Genomic DNA, 16,510 nt, shown 5'->3' with positions numbered 1-16,510 from the left:
CGCGGCGCGCCTTCCTTTGGCGCGCCCGCGGCCGGTCTGGCGGCGTTACCAATCCCGCAGGAGACCCAGCACCACATGACAGCCCTGGCCACTGAAAATTTCCGCGAACAGCTCTTTAACCGCCGCTACGAGGCCAATGTCGCCCCTGTCAACGAGCTGTGCGACGCCCTCCAGACCGCCAAGGCCGGCACCACCGTCCCCTACGTCGATCCCGCCCACGACGTGGACGAATGCCGCATCGTGAGCCTGTTCTCCAACATCGGCACCGCGGACCCGTCCGGGTTCATCACTGCCGGCGATTCCGACGCCGCCACCCGTCTGCTGGGCATCCAGTGGAAGCTGGGCCTGCGCCCCGAGTTCGTGATGCCGTGGAATGTCCACCCGTGGCACGTCGAGGGCGAGCCCAACGGCAAGTTCACCCCGGACCAGATCTCCGCCGGCCTCAAGCCGCTGCTGAAGTTCCTGGCCCTGGTCCCCCGCGCCTCCGTGATCGTAGCCCACGGCACCGAGGCCAACCGGCTGGCCAACCTGCTGCTGAAGACCGAGGTGCCGATGATCTGGCGCCGCGGCCTGAAGACCTACAAGGTGCGTTCGCTCAGCGGCCGCGCCTTCGCCGGCACCCCTGCACGGCAGGAGCAGTACCTCGAGGACATGCGCGTAGCCTACGCGGACGCGATGGCCCGCACCGGCCTGGCGAAGGCCTGATCGTCCCCACCCGCTCCCTAACCTCGCAAGCTCGGCCAGGGAACCCTGCGGGCGTGGGCCCAGCTTAAACCGCGACGGCGGGTGTCCACCTTTCGGTGGACACCCGCCGTCGTCGTCTGGTCCCGGGTCATCCGGGGGCGCAGGGTCAGCCGCGCGCCTCGATGGCGGCTTTGGCCGTGGGATCGGACTCCTGCAGGAACTTCTCGATCCGCTCCGGCTCCTCGGCCTCACCGATCGCGGCGGAGGCCCGGCCGAGCGAGTACAGGGCCCGCAGGAAGCCCTGGTTCGGCTCGTGCTCCCAGGGGATCGGGCCGGCGCCGCGCCAGCCGTTGCGCCGGAGTGCGTCCAGGCCGCGGTGGTAGCCGACGCGGGAGTAGGCGTAGGAATCGATGGTCCGGCCCTCTTTCCACGCTTCCTCGGCCAGCACGGCCCAGAGCAGCGAGGACGTCGGGTGCTTCTCCACCAGGTCCAGGGCCTCGTGCCCGGCCTCCAGGCCCGCGGTGACCTCGGTCTCGGCGGGCAGGAGGGTGGGTTCAGGGCCCAGCAGGTTCTTCCGGAATTCGTCCGACACGGTTAGAACGTCTTGCCGGTGGAGCCGAGCTGCTGGGCGGCTTCGACCACGCGGGCGGCCAGGCCGGCCTCGGCGGAGGCGCCCCAGACGCGCGGGTCGTACATCTTCTTGTTGCCGACCTCGCCGTCGATCTTCAGGACGCCGTCGTAGTTGCGGAACATGTGGTCCACCACCGGGCGGGTGTAGGCGTACTGGGTGTCGGTGTCGATGTTCATCTTGATCACGCCGTAGGAGACCGCGTCGGCGATTTCCTTCTCGGAGGATCCGGAGCCGCCGTGGAAGACCAGGTCGAACGGGTTGGCCTTGCCGATCTTGGCGCCCACCTGCTCCTGGATGTCCTTGAGGATCTCCGGGCGCAGCTTCACGCCGCCGGGCTTGTACACGCCGTGCACGTTGCCGAAGGTCAGGGCGGTGATGTAGCGGCCGTTCTCGCCGGCGCCGAGGGCGTCGATCGTGGCGAGGGCGTCCTCAACCGTGGTGTAGAGCTTGTCGTTGATGGCGTTCTCGACGCCGTCTTCCTCGCCGCCGACCGTGCCGATCTCGACCTCGAGGATCATCTTGGCGGCCGCGGTGCGGGCCAGCAGGTCACGGGCGATCTTGAGGTTCTCCTGCAGGGTTTCGGCGGAGCCGTCCCACATGTGGGAGTTGAAGAGCGGGTTGCGGCCGGCCTTGACCTCGGCCTCGGAGGCGGCCAGCAGCGGCAGGACGAAGCCGTCCAGCTTGTCCTTGGGGCAGTGGTCCGTGTGCAGGGCGATGTTGACGCCGTAGTTCTTGGCGACCTCGCGGGCGAATGCGGCGAAGCCCAGGGAGCCAGCCACCATGTCCTTGGTGGAGGCGCCGGACCAGTAGGCGGCACCGCCGGTGGAGACCTGGACGATGCCGTCGGACTCGGCCTCGGCGAAGCCGCGGAGGGCGGCGTTCAGGGTCTGGGAGGAGGTCACGTTGACGGCGGGGAAAGCAAAACCGCCCGTCTTCGCGCGGTCGATCATCTCGGAGTAAATCTCTGGGGTTGCAATGGGCATGCTGACTCCTTAGGTGAATTTCGTCTGCGGGCTGGGCTGACCCCTGGGGTGAACCTCGTCGGCTACGCACCATCCTAGCCATTCCCGCCGGACGGCAGTGGTTCCGCTCACTCCCGGTTGTAACACTGCCCCCGGACCGGAGCGGATAGGGTGGCAGCATCATGCCCGGCCAGCCCACCCGCATCATCCACTCCGCCCGCCTCGTCTCCGGCTGGTCCATCACCGCTGACGCCTGGGTGGCGTTCGCCGGGACCACAGTCGCGGCCGTCGGGTCCGGGGACGGTTGGCGGGGGCTGGTGCCGAATGCCGGCGGCACCCTTGCCGACAACGGGGCCGGAGACGGTCTTGATGCTCCAGGCGCCGGGTGCGCCGTCACGGACGCGGCCGGCCGCTGGCTGACGCCGGGTTTCATCGACCTGCACTGCCACGGCGGGGGCGGCGCCGCGTTCGACGATGGGGCTGACGACGGCGGGGCGGCCGCGATCGGCCGGGCCCTGGCCACCCACCACCGGCACGGCACCACCCGGCTGGTCCTCTCCCTCGTCACCGCCGCCCGGCCGGACCTGGAAGCCCGGCTCGCCGCAGTCGCCGACGCGGCCGAAACGGACCCGCTTATCCTGGGCGCCCACCTGGAGGGCCCCTTCCTCGCCGACACATTCCGCGGCGCCCACGACCCCGCCCTGCTCCGCGCCCCGGACCCGGAGGACGTCGCTGCGCTGCTGGCGGCGGGACGCGGCATGCTCCGGCAGTGGACCCTCGCCCCGGAACTTCCCGGCGCCATGGCGGCCCTCCGCACCCTGGTGGACGCCGGCGTCGCCGTCGCCGTCGGGCACACCGCCGCCGGGTACGACGCCGCCCTCGCCGCGTTCGACGCCGGCGCCTCCATCCTCACGCATACCTTCAACGCGATGCCGGGGCTGCGCCACCGGGAGCCCGGGCCCGTCGCCGCGGCGTTCCGCTCCCCCGGCGTGACCCTTGAGGTGATCAACGACGGCGTCCACGTGCACCCGGAAATGGTGCGGCTGGCCTTCACCGGAGCCCCGGGCCGGGTGGCGCTGGTCAGCGACGCGATGGCCGCGGCCGGCGCCGCGGACGGTAGCTACCGGCTGGGCACGCTGCCCGTCACGGTGCGCGGCGGGGTGGCACGGCTGGCCGGGACCGGGGACGCGGAGGGCCCCATCGCCGGGTCCACCCTGACGCTTGACGAGGCCCTGCGCCGGGCGGTGCGGGACGCGGGCATCCCGCTGACCGATGCGGTGACGGCGCTGACCGGGACGCCGGCTCGGGCGATCGGCCGGGGCACGGACCTGGGGCTGCTGGCGCCGGGGTACCAGGCGGACGCGGTCCTGCTGGATGAGGACCTGGCCGTCACGGCGGTGTTCGCCGCGGGCCGGCCGATCTAAAGAACGGTCCTTACTGCCGGCCTAGCCGGGGAGCTGGTTGAAGACGTGCCGGCGGATCCAGGCGTGCATCGCGATCGCGGCGGCCGAGGCGGCGTTGATGGAGCGGGTGGAGCCGAATTGCTCGATGGAGAGGGTGTCCACCGCGGCGGCGTGCACCTCGGGGGTCAGGCCGGGACCTTCCTGGCCGAACACCAGCACGCAGTCTCGCGGGAGTTCGTAGGTCTCCAGCGGCACCGAGTCCGGGAAGATGTCGATCCCGATGATCGCGAGCCCCTCCCCCTGCGCCCACGCCACGAAGTCCTCCACCGTGGGGTGGTGGCGGACGTGCTGGTAGCGGTCGGTGACCATGGCGCCGCGCCGGTTCCACCGCCGTCGTCCGATGATGTGCACCTCCTTGGCCAGGAAGGCGTTCGCCGTCCGGACCACGGTGCCGATGTTCATGTCGTGCTGCCAGTTTTCGATGGCGATGTGGAAGTTGTGGCGCCGCGAGTCCAGCTCTGCGACGATCGCCTCGTGCTTCCAGTACCGGTACTTGTCCAGGACGTTGCGGCGGTCCCCGTCGGCCAGCAGGTCCGGGTCCCAGTGGTCCCCCTCGGGCAGCGGCCCGCTCCAGGGCCCGACGCCGATCTCCGGTTCCTGCCCGGGTTCAGGCTCTGCTGCTGGCGTTACTTCTGGCTGGGTCACTCCTCAACATTAGACTGGGAGCAGTAGCGGAACACTATCGGCGGAGGGCACCATGGCGGAGCAGTCAGAGCACCACTCAGAGCAGCGGCAGGACGCGGACGAGACCCGTTCCACCGCGTCGGTGTACCGCAGCGGCCAGGACATTGAGTGCTGGCTGACGGACATGGACGGCGTGCTGGTGCATGAGAACCAGCCCATCCCCGGCGCGGCCGAACTGATCCAGCGCTGGGTGGACACCTCCCGGCGCTTCCTGGTGCTGACCAACAACTCGATCTTCACTCCGCGGGACCTCGCCGCCCGGCTGCGCAGCTCCGGCCTGGAGATCCCCGAGGAGAACATCTGGACCTCGGCGCTGGCCACGGCCCAGTTCCTTAAGGACCAGGTCCGCGGCTCCGACTCCGGCAACCGCGCCTACACGATCGGCGAGGCGGGCCTGACGACGGCGCTGCATGAGGCGGGCTTCATCCTCACCGACCAGGATCCGGACTTCGTGGTGCTCGGCGAGACCCGCACCTATTCCTTCGAGGCCATCACCATGGCCATCCGGCTGATCCTGGGCGGGGCACGGTTCATCGCCACCAACCCGGACGCCACGGGCCCCTCCAAGGACGGCCCCATGCCGGCCACCGGGGCGATCGCCGCCCTGATCACCAAGGCCACCGGCCGGGAACCCTACATTGTCGGCAAGCCGAACCCCATGATGTTCCGATCCGCGATGAACCAGATCGACGCCCACTCGGAGACCACGGCCATGATCGGGGACCGGATGGACACGGACATCATCGCCGGCATGGAGGCGGGCCTGCACACGGTGCTGGTGCTCAGCGGCATCACCCACAAGGACGACATCGCCGCCTACCCGTTCCGGCCGAACCAGATCCTGAACTCGGTCGCGGACCTCAAGAACCAGATTTAGGCCGCTAGAACGCCACCTTCCGGCCTCCGCCGGCCGGAAGGGGCAGGATCTGGTCCTGGAGCTGCTCGACCAGCTGCTTGTAGATCCCCGGGTTCCACTGGGGGCTGGCGTGGGCCGGCCGGGCGCCGTCGGTCTGCAGCGAGTCGGAGACCATGTTGCCCGCGAACCGCAGCATCCAGGAGTCCCGGGCCGTCTCGTAGCTGACGGTCTGGTCCGCCGGGTTGCCAATGAACGCCATCCTGGCGTCGCCGAGCTTGCCCACGAACCGGCCCGGATCGAAGTGGTAAATGTAGGCGGACTCGCTCTGGATCAGGACGCTGGAGGGCGCGATCGGGGAAAGCTGCTCGAGCGTCTGGTCCAGGATCTGGCCCCAGGTGCGCTCGTGCTTGTTGAGCACCCGTTCGCCGAGCTCGTAGCCACCGCGCAGCACCGTGGGGAACCGCACGCCGCTCTCGTAGAGGAACACCACTCCCTCGAACCAGCTCTGGTCCAGCACGTCGCTGCGGGTTGCGGGGCTGGAGTCCAGCAGGATGAAGGCCACCTTGACGCCGTGCAGTTCCAGCAGCCGGGCGGCCACCTGCACGGCGACCATCCCGCCGAAGCTGTGGCCGTAAAAGTAAAGGGTCTCCAGCTTGTGGGCGCGCACGTGCTCGATCACGGCGATCACGATCTTGTCGATCTCCAGGCCCACGTTGGAATAGCCGACGGCGGCCAGTTGGCCGCGTTTGTTCATGGCGCCGCGCAGGGAGTTCAGGATCCACTGGGCTTCCTCCCAGCTGGTCTTGAACCCCGGGAAGAGGATCCAGCTGGCGCGCGGGTAGTAGCGTTCGGCGACGTCGTCGGGCACGGTCAGGATCTTGTTCACCCGGCGCTCGGCCTGGACGCGGCGGGTGAAGAGCATGTCCGCGGCCAGGAGTCCCGCGGTGCCGGCGCCGATCAGGAAGTTCCGCCGGGAGAACCGTTCCAGTTCGGCGGCGTGCCGGAGGAGCCGGGTATCCGCCTCAGCGGTTCCGCCCTCCGTCACTTCGGTCTCACGCGGCACACCACAACCGTAACCATTGCGGCGGCCACGGGAAAATGCTCCGATTCAGGGTGTAGGGGACAGCCGGGCAGCACGAGCCCGGGCCGGTCAGAGGGTTTCGGTTTCGCGGTCGAATTCGCGCCGGGACATCTCGAACCGGATGTCCTCGTAGTGGGCCAGCAGCTCGGAGGCGGCGCCGCGGGCGGGATCGTCGAGCTTGCTGAAGGCGTCGTCCGAGGCCGCCAGCAGTTCGGCGTCCGAGTACCGGCCCAGCGGACGGATTTTGGCGGCATGGAAGTCGCCGGCGGCGAAGTCCAGGTCCTCGAAGACGCTGCCGGACGCGTCGGCTGAGCACTGCAGTTCCAGCGAGACCCCGGCGGAAAGGGGCGGCGCGCCGGAGAGGTCCAGCTGGCGGCTCTGGCCGTCGATGGCGTTGAGGTCGTGGCGCAGGCCGGCGAGGGCGGCAGATTCGACGAAGGGCGAGCGGGAGAGATCCACGCGGATGTGCCAGGTGAAACCGGAGCGGCGGATGCGCTGGATCAGCTGCAGGAGGGCCGGACGGGTTTCGCGGTTAAGGGTGCCAATAACATCGATCCGGACGATGTCGAGACCGACGTCGAGCTTTACGTGAGCGTTCAGGGATTGGTCCATAGGTACTCCAAAGAAGGTATCTTTGGCCGACGGCTCAACCTCGCCCAGACTATCGGCCGAATACTAGCGGCACAAGTTCCCGGATCAGCCCGCGGCTTGCCGGCCCGGCTCCTGATAGTGGGTCCGGGTGCCGGAACCACCCACGGACTTCACCAGCGAGGTCGCCACCTCACGGAGTTTGATGTTCCCGTGATTGGAGGCGTCCGTCAGGATCCGCACCGCGGTCTCCTGGTCGCAGCGGTTCTGGGCCATGACGATGCCGATGGCCATGTCGATCACCGTGCGGGACTCCAGGGTGGCGCGCAGATTGCTGGCGCTGTCCGCGTGCAGCGAGCAGCGCACGGCCATGCGCAGCGCCTGGCTGATCTGCCGGGTGTAGTGGCGGGCCTTGTCGGCTGCCTCGCCGTCGAACTTGTGCGGGACGTCGGAGTACAGGTTCAGCGCCGCCTGCGCCTCGCCCTGCAGGTGGAACGGGACGGAGAGCACCGAGCGCAGGCCGAAGGAGGCGACGGCGTCGGCGTATTCGGGGCCCCAGCGCTCCTCGTCCAGCAGGTCGGGGACGTAGACCTCGCGTTCCTCCTGCGCCGCCGTCAGGCAGGGACCCTGGGCCAGCCGGTACTGGATCTCGTCGATCGCCCGGGCGTCGTCGCTGCTCCAGCCGATCGTGGCGGCCTTCCGGTCGCGCAGCAGGGTGATCCCGCAGAGCGCGTCCTCGCCGTCGCCGGCGACCTGGTGTGCGGAGAACCGCGCCAGGTCGTTCAGGAACTCCTCGAAGTCGCTGCTGTCGAGGATGAGGTCCTGGACCTGGTCCACCAGCGTTCCAGGGTCGGTTTCGGTGTGGTCATGGGATGGGAGCATGGGCGGTGTTCTCCGGCTGCAGGCGCCGGGATGCCGGCGCGGGTGTTGAGGAAATGATAAGTCGGGCCCCAAACCCGGTCCAGAGGATTCCGCTGCAGGGAAAACCCTTAGTCCAGGCCCAGTTCGTCCTTGCCGAAGGCAAACAGGTAGGGCACGCCGGCCTCGGCCTCGATCTTTTCCTTGGCACCGGTGGCCCGGTCCACGATCACGGCGACGGCCACCACGTTGCCGCCGGCCTTCCGCACACCCTCGACCGCGGTCAGCGCGGAGCCGCCGGTGGTGGAGGTGTCCTCCAGGACCAGGACATTGCGGCCCTCCACGGAGGGGCCTTCCACCTGGCGGCCCATGCCGTAGGACTTCTGCGCCTTGCGGACCACGAACGCGTCCACCGGGCGGCCGGCGTCGACGGCGGCGTGCATCACCGCGGTGCCCACAGGGTCGGCGCCCATGGTCAGGCCGCCGGCGCACTCGAAGTCGATGCCGGCGTCGTCGAGCAGGTCCAGCATGACCTGGCCCACCAGGCGGGAGGCCTCGTGGTGCAGGGTGATGCGGCGCAGGTCGATGTAGTAGTCGGCCTCGGCGCCGCTGGAGAGGATGACCTTGCCGCGGACGACGGCGAGTTCCTTGATCAGTTCCAGGAGGCGGGCGCGGGCGGCGGCGGCGTCGGCCGCGGTGTCAGTGGAGGCTGTCATGGCACCCAGTTTAGTGGCAGTACAGGCGCGGACGTGCCGCCCCGACCGGCCCCACGCGGGGCCGCTTGGCCCCCGCGTTGTCTCCGCCCGGCCGCCGCATTGTCCGCTCCCGGCCCCCGCTCTGGCGCCGGGACTAACGGCTCTTGGCACCGGCGGGGCGCGGGCGTCCGATGTAACCATGACGGCAGGAACCGCGCCCTCGCTCCGCTGGCCGGCCATCGGGAAAGATCCCGGCAGCTTCCGGGTCCGCCCCCATCTGGCCGATTACGATGCCGCCCGCGCCGCGTTCAGCTGGGACGAGGCCCGGCGGCAGCTCTCGGGGCTGCCGGGCGGCCGGGGCCTGAACATCGCGTACGAGGCGGTGGACCGGCACGTGGCGGCCGGGCTCGGCGGCCGGGAGGCACTGCGGTTCATCCGGGCCGACGGCGGCGCCCACGCGCTGACCTACGCGGACCTGGCCGAGCGGAGCAACCGGTTCGCGGCGGCGCTGCGCGGTCTCGGCGTCGGCCGCGGCGAGCGCGTCTTCTCACTCCTGGGCCGCAGCCCCGCCCTCTATACCGCCATGCTGGGCACGTTCAAGAACGCCAGCGTCTTCTGCCCCCTGTTCTCCGCGTTCGGCCCCGAGCCGGTGCGGCAACGCCTGCAACTGGGCGGCGCCCGCGCCCTGGTCACCACCCGGGCGCTGTACCGGCGGAAGATCGCCCCGCAGCGGGACGCCCTGCCGGAGCTGCGGCACGTCCTACTCGCTGACGCGGACGGCCACCCGGAACCGGGCACGCTGGACCTAACCGCGCTGCTGGCGGAGGCGCCCGCGGACGAGGAGATCGCCGCGACGCAGCCGGAGGACATGGCGCTGCTGCACTTCACCTCCGGGACCACCGGGACGCCCAAGGGTGCCATCCACGTCCACGACGCCGTTACCGCCCACCACGCCACCGGCACCTTCGCCCTGGACCTGCACCCGGAGGACATCTACTGGTGCACCGCGGACCCGGGCTGGGTCACCGGCACCTCCTACGGCGTCCTCGCCCCGCTCAGCCACGGCGTGACGAGCATTGTGGACGAGGAGGAAATGGACGCGGACCGCTGGTATCGGATCCTCGCTGGCGAGCGCGTCTCGGTCTGGTACACGGCGCCCACGGCCCTGCGGATGCTGATGAAGGCCGGGGCGGAGCGCGCCGCCGGCCACGACCTGTCCGCGCTGCGGTTCGTCGCCAGCGTGGGCGAGCCGCTGAACCCGGAGGTGGTCCTCTGGGGCCGGGAAGCCTTCGGCCAGCCCGTGCACGACAACTGGTGGCAGACCGAGACCGGCGGGATCATGATCGCCAACTTCGCCGCGACGGAGATCCGCCCCGGGTCGATGGGGCGGCCGCTGCCGGGCATCGAGGCGGCCCTGGTGGTCCGGGACGAGGCGGACAAGCCGGTGGTCCGGGACGGGGCCGCGGTGCTGGTCACGGACCCGGACACCATGGGTGAACTGGCGCTGCGGCCGGGCTGGCCCTCAATGTTCCGCGGCTACCTGAACGAGGAGGAGCGCTACCGGAAGTGCTTCGCCGGCGGCTGGTACCTCACCGGCGACCTGGCCCGGCGCGACGCCGACGGCTACTACTGGTTCGTGGGCCGCGGCGACGACGTGATCAAGTCCTCCGGGCACCTGATCGGCCCCTTCGAGGTGGGGAGCTCGCTGATGGAGCACGACGCCGTCGCCGAGGCGGGGGTGATCGGCGTCCCGGACCCGGTGGCCGGGGAGGTGGTGAAGGCGTTCGTGGAGCTCCGCCCCGGCGTCGAACCCTCCGAGGAGCTGCGGCTGGACATCATCGCCTTCGCCCGGAAGCGGCTGGGGCCGGCCGTGGCGCCGCGGCTGCTGGACTTCACCACGGCGCTGCCGAAGACCCGCAGCGGCAAAATCCTCCGCCGGCTGCTGAAGGCCCGCGAGCTGGGCCTGCCGGAGGGCGACACCTCCACCATCGAGTCCGGTCCGGCGTCCAGGGACCCGGCGTGAGCGGCCCGGACGCCGTGGAGCTGCTGCGGCAGATGCTCCGGGTGCGCCGGCTCGAGGAGAAATGCGTCGAGCTCTACAGTGCCGCCAAGATCCGCGGGTTCCTGCACGTCTACATCGGCGAGGAGGCGGTGGCCGCCGGGGTGCTGTCCGCGCTGGGTCCGGAGGACGCCGTCGTCGCCACCTACCGCGAGCACGGCCATGCCCTCCTGCGCGGGGTGTCCGCCGGCGCCATCCTGGCCGAGATGTACGGCAACGTCGAGGGCTGCTGCCGGGGCCGGGGCGGGTCCATGCACCTGTTCGACGCCGCCACCCGCTTCTACGGCGGCAACGCGATCGTGGCCGGCGGACTGCCGCTCGCGGTGGGCCTGGCGCTCGCGGACAAGCTGGCCGGCCGGCCCCGCGTCACCGCCTGCTTCTTCGGCGAGGGCGCCGTCGCGGAGGGCGAATTCCACGAAAGCATGAACCTCGCCGCGCTCTGGCAGCTGCCGGTGCTGTTCTGCTGCGAGAACAACCTCTACGCGATGGGCACCGCGCTGGGCCGCTCCGAGTCGCAGACGGACATCGCGCTTAAGGCCGCCGGCTACGAGATGGCCGCTTGGGCGGTGGACGGGATGGACGTGCTGGCGGTGGAGGACACCGCCCGCCGCGCGGTGGACGCGGTCCGGGCCGGCGGCGGGCCGCACTTCCTGGAGCTGCGCACCTACCGGTTCCGGGCCCACTCGATGTTCGACCCGGAACGCTACCGGGACAAGGCCGAGGTGGCGCGGTGGCAGGAGCGGGACCCGATCACACTGTTGCGCACCTCGCTGGCGGGTTCCGGCGATCTTTCCGACGCGGACTGGGAGCAGCTCCAGGCCGACGCCGACGCCGAGATCGCAGCCGGCGTCGCGTTCGCGGAGGCCGGGACGCCCGAACCGGTCGCGGACCTGGAACGGTTTGTCTACAGCGAGGCCGGCGCTTCCGGGGGTTCCGAAGCCGGCGCTTCGGGGAGTTCCGGCGCCGATACTTCCGGGAGCCGGCCATGAAGTCCAGCTACCGTGAGGCCCTCCGCGCCGGAATCCGGGACGCGCTGCAGCGGGACAGTCGGGTGTTCCTGATGGGTGAGGATGTGGGCGCGTACGGCGGTTCGTTCGCCGTCAGCCTGGGCCTGCTGGAGGAGTTCGGGCCGGAGCGCATCCGGGACACCCCCCTCTCCGAGTCCGGGTTCGTGGGCGCCGGGATCGGGGCGGCCCTGGGCGGGATGCGTCCGATCGTCGAGATCATGACGGTCAACTTCAGCCTGCTGGCCCTGGACCAGTTGATGAACAACGCCGCCTCGCTGCTGCACATGTCCGGCGGGCAGTTCCACGTCCCGCTGGTGGTCCGGATGACCACCGGGGCGGGCCGGCAGCTCGGCGCCCAGCACTCGCACAGCCTCGAGGGCTGGTACGCGCACATCCCGGGGCTGCGGATCCTCGCCCCCGCCACCCTGGAGGACGCCCGCGGCATGCTCTGGACCGCGCTGGGGGACCCGGATCCGGTGCTGATCTTCGAACACGGCTCGCTCTACAACGTCCAGGGCGAGCTCGCCGAGGATGCCGGCGCCGTCGACATCACCAGCGCCGCCGTACGTCGGCCCGGCACGGACATCACCCTCATCACCTACGGCGGGACGCTGCCGCTGACCCTGGAGGCGGCGGACCGGCTCGCCGGGGACGGGATCGACGCCGAGGTGCTGGACCTGCGCACCCTCCGCCCGCTGGACGAGGCCACCATCCTCGCCGCGCTGCGACGGACCCGCCGCGCCGTCGTCGTCGATGAGGGTTGGCGCAGCGGCAGCATCTCCGCGGAGATCTGCGCCCGGCTTGGCGAGCAGCTTTTCTACGAGCTCGACGCCCCGGTGGCCCGGGTGTGCAGCGCCGAGGTGCCCATCCCGTACTCCAAGCATCTGGAACTGGCGGCCCTCCCCTCGGCCGAGCGGGTGGTGGCGGCCGCGCGCGGGGCGGTGGGGGCGCGTGGGTGACTTCCTGATGCCTTCCCTGGGGGCGGACATGGACCACGGGAAGATCGTCGAATGGCTGGTCAAGCCCGGGGACTACGTCCGCCGCGGCGACCTGGTGGCCGTGGTGGACACGGACAAGACCGTCATGGACATCGAGTCCTTCCAGGAGGGGGTGGTGTCGGAGCTGCTGGTGGGGCTGAACCAGACCGTGCCGGTGGGAACACCCGTGGCCCGGATCACCCAGACCCCGGCCGAGGTCCCCGGGCCGACGCCGGAGGCTCCCCCGGCGTCCGTGGCCCGGCCTGGCGCTGTGGTGCCACCCCCCTCAACGCCGCCGGTTCGCTCTTCCACGGAACCGGTTCCTGCCGCCAGTCCGCCGGCCCCGGCACCGGTCGCGCCGCCGGTCCGGCACTTGGCCCACCGGCTCGGCGTGGACACGGACCGGATCCACGGGACCGGCCGGGACGGCGCCATCACCCGGGCCGACGTCGAACACGCCGCAGCGGCCCGATCCGACTCGGCCCGAGCTGCCGCCGGCCCGGTGCGGCGTGGCCGGGCGGAGCCTGACCGGGAGGAGTCCGGCCGGGTTCGCGCGGCGCCCCGCGCCCGCCGCCTGGCCGCGGAGCTCGGCGTCGACCTTTCCACGCTCGCCGGGACCGGCCCGGACGGCGCCGTGACGGTGCGGGACGTGCAACGGGCCGCCGAAAGCCGGGGAGTCGCCGCCGCGCCACTGGCGGAGCCGCCCGCCCAGGCACAACAGGTCGGCACCGAAACCCCGGCGACGGACCGGACCGCCGCGCTTCGGCGGGCGATCGGTTCGCTGATGTCACGCTCCAAACAGACCATCCCGCACTACTACCTCAGTGCCACGCTGGACCTGCGCGCGGCCATGGACTGGATGCAGCACGTCAACGCGCAGCGGCCCGTTGCCGCCCGGCTGGTCCCGTCCGCGCTGCTGCTCAAGGCCGCGGCGCTCGCCGCCCGGGACGTACCGGAGGTCAACGGCTTCTATGTCGACGACGAATTCCGGCCCAGCCCCGCGGTTCACCTGGGCGTGGCGGTGGCCCTGCGGCAGGGCGGCCTGGTGGCGCCGGCGCTGCACGACGCGGACACCCTCACCCTGGACGAACTGATGGCCCAGCTGCGCGACCTGGTGGGCAGGGCCCGGGCCGGGCGGCTGCAGCGGGCCGAAATGGCGGACCCCACGCTCACCGTTACCAACCTGGGCGACCTCGGCGTCGACAGCGTCTTCGGCGTGATCTACCCGCCGCAGGTGGCGTTACTGGGCCTGGGCCGGGTGCAGGAACAGCCGTGGGCGGAGAACGGGATGCTGGGCGTGCGGCACGCGGTGACCGCCACCCTCTCGGCCGACCACCGGGTCAGCGACGGCCTTCGCGGCGGCCGCTACCTGGCCCGGATAGGGGAACTGCTGCAAACGCCCGAAGAGCTTTGACGACGAGCGGGAACGGAGAGGCCATGAACGAACAGGACGCCCGGGAGGCGGTCCGCGCGGCGTTGCGGAAGGTGGCGCCCGACGTCGAACTGGACGACGTCGACGGCGGCGCACGGCTGCGCCAGGACCTGGAGCTGGACTCGCTGGACTTCCTCCGGCTGGTGGAAGTGATCGACATGGACACCGGGGTGGACATCCCCGAGCGCGACTACCCGGCCGTCGCCACGGTGGACGGACTGGTCGGCTACCTCGGCAGCCACGGGTAGGGATAGAGAGGCACTGTCATGATGAATGGTTGGTACGGAAACGGGTGGGGCCTCGGCGGCTGGATCGTCATGGCCTTGCTGATGCTGATTTTCTGGGGCGGCGTGATCACGGTAGTGGTGCTCCTCCTGCGGCGGCCCCATCACCCCGGCCACGGCTTCCCGGAGCGCGGCTTCCCGGAACACGCCGGCCACGACGACGCCGAGCGGATCCTCAACGAGCGCTTCGCCCGAGGGGAAATCGACGAGCAGGAACTCACCGCGCGGCGGGCGGCCCTGAGGCGCCGGGAGTGAGCGCGCTCTCCCGGCGGGGGCTCTCCCGGCGGGGCCAGAACCTTGTGGCGGGCGCCGCCGTCGTTCTCTTGACCGTGCTGAGCCTCTTGGCCGTCGGACTTCTGGGCACCCCGGCCGGCCCCGGTCCCGGCGGCGGCCCCGGCGGGCGGCCCGCGGCCGGCTGTTCCGTCCCTGCCCTGACCGGAACCCAGATCAACGTCACGTTGACGAACATGGGCGGACCGGTCATGCGCCCGCGGAACGGCATGATGGGCGGGGCGATGCGGCTGCGGGCCGACCGCGGCACCGTCACCCACGGCACGGTCTCCTTCCTGGTGACGAACGCCGGGAGCATCAGCCACGAGATGGTGATCCTCCCCCTGCCCGACAACCAGGTCCCCGGAACCCGTCCGGTCGGGCCGGACGGCACCATCGACGAAAGCGGCAGCCTCGGGGAGGTCTCCGGCAGCTGCTCCGAAGGCTCCGGTGAGGGAATCCTGCCCGGCACCTCGGGCTGGGTGACCCTCACTCTGCCGCCGGGCCGGTATGAGCTGGCCTGTAACCTCCCCGGCCATTACGAGGCCGGCATGTACACCCAGCTCACCGTCCCCTGAGCCCGGCCCCGGCGAGATAGCCGCCGGTGGTAAAGGTAGCCTTGGATCAGCAGCTTCCACCAGGAGGGATGATCGCCGTGACCGGACGGGCCGCCAGCATGATGGCCGTCCTGCACCGTGCCCGGATGGTCCTGCTGTCCGTGGCCCTGATGGCCGGCATCCTCGGAATGCACGTCATGTCGCTCGCACCGATGGACGGGCACGGCACCCCGGCGGAGGCCTCCGCCGCCGTCCACAGCGCCGCAATGCCCGACCACAATCACGGTGGCCAGCAGCAGCCGGGGACGGCACCCGACGACCATTGCACCGGCCCGCACGGCGGTACCGGCATGCACACCATGGATCCCTCCTGCACTCCTGCCGCGGCGTCGGCGTCTTTCGCGGCCCCGCCGCCGGGCACCGGTGTCGCCGTCGCCACCCCGCCGTCCGGCGTCTTCGTGGCGGCCCCGCGCTGGTCCTATCTTCCCGGGAGCCCATCCCCCGGGGACCTTTGCATCAGTCGCACGTAAAAGAAGAGAGCGCGCCGTGAAGTTTCCCGGCGCCCGCCCCGCCGGCCGCCCATAGGCCCTGGCCGGCGCGTCAATGACGCGTACCTCTTCCGCGGGCGCCCGAGCGCCCGAAACGATCCGAAGGACCCCGATGAAAACCCAAAAGTACCTTGCCCTGTCCGCCACCGCCGTCGCCGCCGCTCTTGCCCTCGCCGGCTGCGCCTCCGGCTCCAATACAGGCTCCGCCCCGATGAATTCCATGAACGGCATGGATCACGGAAGTATGTCCGGCAGCGCACCCGCCAGCACCGCGCCAGCCGCCGCGGACCACAACGCTGCGGACACGATGTTTACCCGAGGCATGATCCCCCACCACCAGCAGGCCGTGGAGATGAGCGACCTGATGCTGGGCAAGAGCGGCATCCCCGCGCCGGTCAAGGACCTCGCCACCAGGATCAAGGCCGCCCAGGGCCCGGAGATCGCCACCATGACCGGCTGGCTCAAGGGTTGGAACGAGTCCGCCACCATGGCGCCCGGCCACACCATGGAGGGCATGATGGGCGACGACGACCTGAACGGCCTGAAGGCCGCCCAGGGCCCCGAAGCGGCCAAGCTGTTCCTAACCCAGATGATCGCCCACCACCAGGGCGCCGTCACGATGGCCAAGACCGAGATCGCCCAGGGGAAGAACGCCGACGCGGTGGCGCTGGCCAAGAGCATCGTCACGGCCCAGGAAGCCGAGATCAAGGAGATGCAGGGCCTGCTGCCGACGCTCTAGGCGCTAGGTGTACTCAGTCAGTAGGTTGGTTGCACCTGCTGATGGGTGGTTTGCCTCCGAGGCTGCCGTGTGGCCGGTGGTTGTTGTAGAAGTTTAGCCATGGCTGCAGGGCGTTGGTTCGGGCTTGGTTCGAGG

The 16,510-nt window shown here is 70.7% G+C and carries 20 protein-coding genes; 12 read left to right on the top strand and 8 right to left on the bottom strand.

Annotated features, from left to right (window positions below; genetic code table 11):
• The first annotated feature begins 75 nt into the window (after positions 1-75).
• Positions 76-705 carry a uracil-DNA glycosylase gene (locus ACFVY3_RS10585; protein ID WP_290256775.1) on the top strand — a complete coding sequence of 210 codons (630 nt, stop codon included), beginning with the start codon at positions 76-78 and terminating at the stop codon, positions 703-705.
• A gap of 145 nt (positions 706-850) precedes the next feature.
• Here ACFVY3_RS10585 and ACFVY3_RS10580 read toward each other — a convergent pair whose 3' ends face one another.
• A complete protein-coding gene (locus ACFVY3_RS10580) occupies positions 851-1,276 on the bottom strand; it encodes a DUF3151 domain-containing protein (RefSeq protein WP_400159677.1) in 426 nt (141 codons plus the stop codon).
• 2 nt (positions 1,277-1,278) lie between these two features.
• Complete coding sequence (gene fbaA / locus ACFVY3_RS10575; RefSeq protein WP_290256778.1) at positions 1,279-2,298, bottom strand: class II fructose-bisphosphate aldolase; 1,020 nt, start codon at positions 2,296-2,298, stop codon at positions 1,279-1,281.
• A gap of 161 nt (positions 2,299-2,459) precedes the next feature.
• Here fbaA and nagA point away from each other — a divergent pair, with 161 nt between their 5' ends.
• Positions 2,460-3,701, top strand: coding sequence for an N-acetylglucosamine-6-phosphate deacetylase (gene nagA, locus ACFVY3_RS10570; RefSeq protein ID WP_400159676.1), 1,242 nt, complete (start codon positions 2,460-2,462; stop codon positions 3,699-3,701).
• A gap of 21 nt (positions 3,702-3,722) precedes the next feature.
• On the opposite strand, the gene ACFVY3_RS10565 is transcribed toward nagA, so the two are convergent.
• Positions 3,723-4,385 (bottom strand): TrmH family RNA methyltransferase, encoded by a 663-nt coding sequence (locus tag ACFVY3_RS10565; protein WP_364136348.1) that lies wholly within the window; start codon positions 4,383-4,385, stop codon positions 3,723-3,725.
• A gap of 52 nt (positions 4,386-4,437) precedes the next feature.
• Between ACFVY3_RS10565 and ACFVY3_RS10560 the strand changes: the two genes are divergently transcribed.
• Positions 4,438-5,301, top strand: a complete 864-nt coding sequence (locus ACFVY3_RS10560; RefSeq protein ID WP_290256781.1) for an HAD-IIA family hydrolase — start codon at positions 4,438-4,440, stop codon at positions 5,299-5,301.
• A gap of 4 nt (positions 5,302-5,305) precedes the next feature.
• Here the strand turns inward: ACFVY3_RS10560 and ACFVY3_RS10555 are convergent, their stop codons facing one another.
• From ACFVY3_RS10555 to pyrE, 4 genes are all read right to left on the bottom strand, one after another.
• Positions 5,306-6,343, bottom strand: coding sequence for a thioesterase domain-containing protein (locus tag ACFVY3_RS10555; protein WP_400159675.1), 1,038 nt, complete (start codon positions 6,341-6,343; stop codon positions 5,306-5,308).
• A gap of 87 nt (positions 6,344-6,430) precedes the next feature.
• Positions 6,431-6,973 carry a hypothetical protein gene (locus ACFVY3_RS10550; protein ID WP_290256783.1) on the bottom strand — a complete coding sequence of 181 codons (543 nt, stop codon included), beginning with the start codon at positions 6,971-6,973 and terminating at the stop codon, positions 6,431-6,433.
• Positions 6,974-7,057: 84 nt separating this feature from the next.
• On the bottom strand, positions 7,058-7,831 hold the full coding sequence (locus ACFVY3_RS10545) for a GAF and ANTAR domain-containing protein (protein WP_377972646.1): 774 nt from the start codon (positions 7,829-7,831) through the stop codon (positions 7,058-7,060).
• A 107-nt stretch (positions 7,832-7,938) separates the two neighbouring features.
• Positions 7,939-8,523: an orotate phosphoribosyltransferase gene (gene pyrE / locus ACFVY3_RS10540; RefSeq protein WP_290256785.1), complete on the bottom strand. Its 585-nt coding sequence runs from the start codon at positions 8,521-8,523 to the stop codon at positions 7,939-7,941.
• Between the two features lie 178 nt (positions 8,524-8,701).
• Between pyrE and acsA the strand changes: the two genes are divergently transcribed.
• From acsA to ACFVY3_RS10495, 9 genes are all read left to right on the top strand, one after another.
• Positions 8,702-10,525 carry an acetate--CoA ligase gene (gene acsA, locus ACFVY3_RS10535; RefSeq protein WP_400159674.1) on the top strand — a complete coding sequence of 608 codons (1,824 nt, stop codon included), beginning with the start codon at positions 8,702-8,704 and terminating at the stop codon, positions 10,523-10,525.
• Positions 10,522-11,550: a pyruvate dehydrogenase (acetyl-transferring) E1 component subunit alpha gene (gene pdhA / locus ACFVY3_RS10530; protein WP_400159673.1), complete on the top strand. Its 1,029-nt coding sequence runs from the start codon at positions 10,522-10,524 to the stop codon at positions 11,548-11,550. The genes acsA and pdhA overlap by 4 nt, the downstream gene beginning before the upstream one ends.
• The gene (locus ACFVY3_RS10525) at positions 11,547-12,527 is read left to right on the top strand and encodes an alpha-ketoacid dehydrogenase subunit beta (protein ID WP_400159672.1); all 981 of its coding nucleotides are present in this window, start codon (positions 11,547-11,549) and stop codon (positions 12,525-12,527) included. The genes pdhA and ACFVY3_RS10525 overlap by 4 nt, the downstream gene beginning before the upstream one ends.
• 7 nt (positions 12,528-12,534) lie before the next feature.
• Positions 12,535-13,959, top strand: coding sequence for a 2-oxo acid dehydrogenase subunit E2 (locus ACFVY3_RS10520; RefSeq protein WP_400159671.1), 1,425 nt, complete (start codon positions 12,535-12,537; stop codon positions 13,957-13,959).
• Positions 13,960-13,982: 23 nt separating this feature from the next.
• Positions 13,983-14,225: an acyl carrier protein gene (locus tag ACFVY3_RS10515; RefSeq protein WP_400159670.1), complete on the top strand. Its 243-nt coding sequence runs from the start codon at positions 13,983-13,985 to the stop codon at positions 14,223-14,225.
• 18 nt (positions 14,226-14,243) lie between these two features.
• The gene (locus ACFVY3_RS10510) at positions 14,244-14,516 is read left to right on the top strand and encodes an SHOCT domain-containing protein (RefSeq protein WP_400159669.1); all 273 of its coding nucleotides are present in this window, start codon (positions 14,244-14,246) and stop codon (positions 14,514-14,516) included.
• A complete protein-coding gene (locus ACFVY3_RS10505) occupies positions 14,513-15,109 on the top strand; it encodes a sulfocyanin-like copper-binding protein (RefSeq protein ID WP_400159668.1) in 597 nt (198 codons plus the stop codon). The genes ACFVY3_RS10510 and ACFVY3_RS10505 overlap by 4 nt, the downstream gene beginning before the upstream one ends.
• A gap of 68 nt (positions 15,110-15,177) precedes the next feature.
• Positions 15,178-15,618, top strand: coding sequence for a DUF6153 family protein (locus ACFVY3_RS10500; protein WP_400159667.1), 441 nt, complete (start codon positions 15,178-15,180; stop codon positions 15,616-15,618).
• Positions 15,619-15,748: 130 nt separating this feature from the next.
• A complete protein-coding gene (locus ACFVY3_RS10495) occupies positions 15,749-16,375 on the top strand; it encodes a DUF305 domain-containing protein (RefSeq protein WP_400159666.1) in 627 nt (208 codons plus the stop codon).
• A 13-nt stretch (positions 16,376-16,388) separates the two neighbouring features.
• Here the strand turns inward: ACFVY3_RS10495 and ACFVY3_RS10490 are convergent, their stop codons facing one another.
• Entirely contained in the window at positions 16,389-16,484 is a 96-nt protein-coding gene (locus ACFVY3_RS10490) for a hypothetical protein (protein WP_400159658.1), read from the bottom strand.
• Between the last annotated feature and the right edge of the window lie 26 nt (positions 16,485-16,510).

It is taken from the genome of Arthrobacter sp. BPSS-3, from assembly GCF_044628475.1.
GTDB lineage: Bacteria > Actinomycetota > Actinomycetes > Actinomycetales > Micrococcaceae > Arthrobacter.
Note: the sequence above shows the minus strand (reverse complement) of the source record. Positions and strands in the feature narration are given on the sequence as shown.